The organism is Aeromicrobium sp. (genome assembly GCF_049587115.1).
Lineage (GTDB): Bacteria > Actinomycetota > Actinomycetes > Propionibacteriales > Nocardioidaceae > Aeromicrobium.
Genome location: NZ_JBAVDI010000078.1, coordinates 1 through 2,061, shown reverse-complemented (window position 1 = coordinate 2,061; position 2,061 = coordinate 1). Strand labels below are relative to the sequence as shown.

At 63.8% G+C, this 2,061-nt stretch carries 4 protein-coding genes; all 4 read left to right on the top strand.

Going from position 1 to position 2,061, the window contains the following annotated elements:
- Positions 1-319 precede the first annotated feature (319 nt).
- Genes rpsF through rplI form a run of 4 tightly spaced genes read left to right on the top strand, consistent with a single transcriptional unit; the run spans position 320 to position 1,834 of the window.
- Positions 320-691 carry a 30S ribosomal protein S6 gene (gene rpsF, locus WB461_RS08045; protein WP_423852213.1) on the top strand — a complete coding sequence of 124 codons (372 nt, stop codon included), beginning with the start codon at positions 320-322 and terminating at the stop codon, positions 689-691.
- Between the two features lie 33 nt (positions 692-724).
- A complete protein-coding gene (gene priB / locus WB461_RS08040; protein WP_423852212.1) occupies positions 725-1,018 on the top strand; it encodes a primosomal replication protein N in 294 nt (97 codons plus the stop codon).
- A gap of 49 nt (positions 1,019-1,067) precedes the next feature.
- A complete protein-coding gene (rpsR, locus tag WB461_RS08035) occupies positions 1,068-1,349 on the top strand; it encodes a 30S ribosomal protein S18 (protein ID WP_423852211.1) in 282 nt (93 codons plus the stop codon).
- Between the two features lie 32 nt (positions 1,350-1,381).
- On the top strand, positions 1,382-1,834 hold the full coding sequence (gene rplI, locus WB461_RS08030) for a 50S ribosomal protein L9 (protein WP_423852210.1): 453 nt from the start codon (positions 1,382-1,384) through the stop codon (positions 1,832-1,834).
- The last annotated feature ends 227 nt before the right edge of the window (positions 1,835-2,061 follow it).

Here is a 2,061-nt window from a genome sequence, read left to right as displayed (position 1 = left end):
GGCCGGCGGCGTGGAGGCGGTGTAGGACGACATGACGCAGGACATCGGATTCCTGCGTTTTGCGCCCGTACAGTTGGCGCGCGGGGTGATATTTTCGGCGCGCAGTCGTGCGCGCCGGGCGGGTAAGGCCAGCGAGCCGGCAGCGTTGGCCGACGACGATCCTTGTCGTTGAAGGCGCGCCGCTGGCGGTGGCCTCTGTGCGCTGTACCGACGGCGCGCGCTAGAATCATTGGCTTTGCCTTGCCGCACCACGCCCTGCATCCCAAGCGGGGCACGGACGCAACCCATGTGGGCGGCTTTATCCATAAGGGAGTTGTGCATGCGTCATTACGAAATCATTTTGCTGATCCACCCGGATCAAAGCGAGCAGGTGCCCGCCATGCTCGAGCGCTACAAAGGCATGATCACGGCCGGCGGCGGCAAAATCCACCGCGTCGAAGACTGGGGCCGCCGTCAGCTGGCCTACCAGATCAACAAGCTGAACAAGGCGCACTACCTGTGTGTGAACATCGAGGCCGATCAGGCCGTGATGGCCGAGATCGAGCACGCGTTCAAGTTCAACGACGCCGTGCTGCGCCACCTGACCGTGCTGCGTGAGAACGCCGACACCAACCCTTCGCCGATGATGAAGACCGTGGAGCGCGAAGAAGCGCGCCGCGCACAGCCGGCCGAGCAAACGTCCAACCAGTAAGCATCGAGCGGCCCCGTCCGGGCGACCAGGCGCGTGAACCAGCTGGTGATCAACGCCTGCATCGTCGAGGTGGGGGTGCTTCGCTTCACGCCCGCGCACTTGCCCGCGTTCGATCTCCGGCTGGAGCACGAGTCCCAGCTCGAAGAGGCCGGCCAGTTGCGATCGGTCAAGGCGAAGTTGAAGGCGGTTGCGTTCGGCGCGATGGCCGAGCGCCTCAAGGGGCAACCGATCGGAAGCACGTGGCGCTTCGTCGGTTTTCTCGCGACACCGACGCGCGGCGTGGCCTCGGTGCTGCATATCCAGGACTTCACGGCGGCGGACGATTGAATCGGTCCGCTGCCATCACAGACATTCAAATTTCGAGGGTTCAAATCTCATGGCGACTTTCAAGAAATTCAACAAGGACAAGCGTCCGAAGCGCAACACGCAATCGCTGCTGTTCAAGCGCAAGCGGTTTTGTCGCTTCACCGTGGCCGGCGTCGAACAGATCGACTACAAGGACATGGACGTGCTGCGCGACTTCATCGGTGAAAACGGCAAGATCGTGCCGGCGCGCCTGACCGGCACGCGCGCGATCTATCAGCGCCAACTGACCACCGCGATCAAGCGCGCGCGCTTCCTGGCGCTGCTGCCCTACACCGACCAGCACCGCGTCTGAGCGGCTGGCCCTCACGAGAAGCGAAGCACATCATGCAAATCATTCTGTTGGACAAGGTCGTGAACGTCGGCAACCTGGGCGATGTCGTCCGGGTGAAAGACGGATTCGCGCGCAATTTCCTGATCCCGACCGGCCGTGCCCGCCGCGCCACCGCGGCGGCCAAGGAAGAGTTCGAAGCCAAGCGGCAGGACCTCGAGAAAGCCGCCGCAGCCAAATTGGCCGAAGCCAGGACGCAGGGCGAGAAGCTTTCCGGCGTGACCGTCAAGCTCACGCAGAAGGCCGGGGTCGATGGCCGCCTGTTCGGCTCGGTCACGAACGCCGACGTGGCCGAAGAGCTCAACAAGCTCGGCTACAAGGTGGCCAAGTCGCAGGTGCGCCTGCCGAACGGCCCGATCAAGACCGTCAGCGAAAACACCGTGAGCGTGAGTCTGCACACGGACGTGACGGTCGAAGTGCCGGTTTCGGTGTACGGCGAGACGACTTGACGGTCCAGTAGCTTCGATCTGCCGGAGGAAAAACGGCTGCCGACCGGGCAGCACGGTGTTCCACCTCAGCCAAGAGCCGCCGCAGCGCAAACGCTCCGGCGGCTTTTTTTCGGGCTCGACGGCCATTGCCGCAACCGTCGGATGCACCGCGCGCCAGCCGTCTTTGCACACCGGCCAAACACACCCGGCCCACCGCTTATCCACAGGGTTGTCCAGTGACCGCGCGC

Coding starts and splice junctions, on each gene's coding strand:
- rpsF (WP_423852213.1), top strand. CDS start 320: ATGCGTCATTACGAAATCATTTTGCTGATCCACCCGGATCAAAGCGAG.
- rpsR (WP_423852211.1), top strand. CDS start 1,068: ATGGCGACTTTCAAGAAATTCAACAAGGACAAGCGTCCGAAGCGCAAC.
- rplI (WP_423852210.1), top strand. CDS start 1,382: ATGCAAATCATTCTGTTGGACAAGGTCGTGAACGTCGGCAACCTGGGC.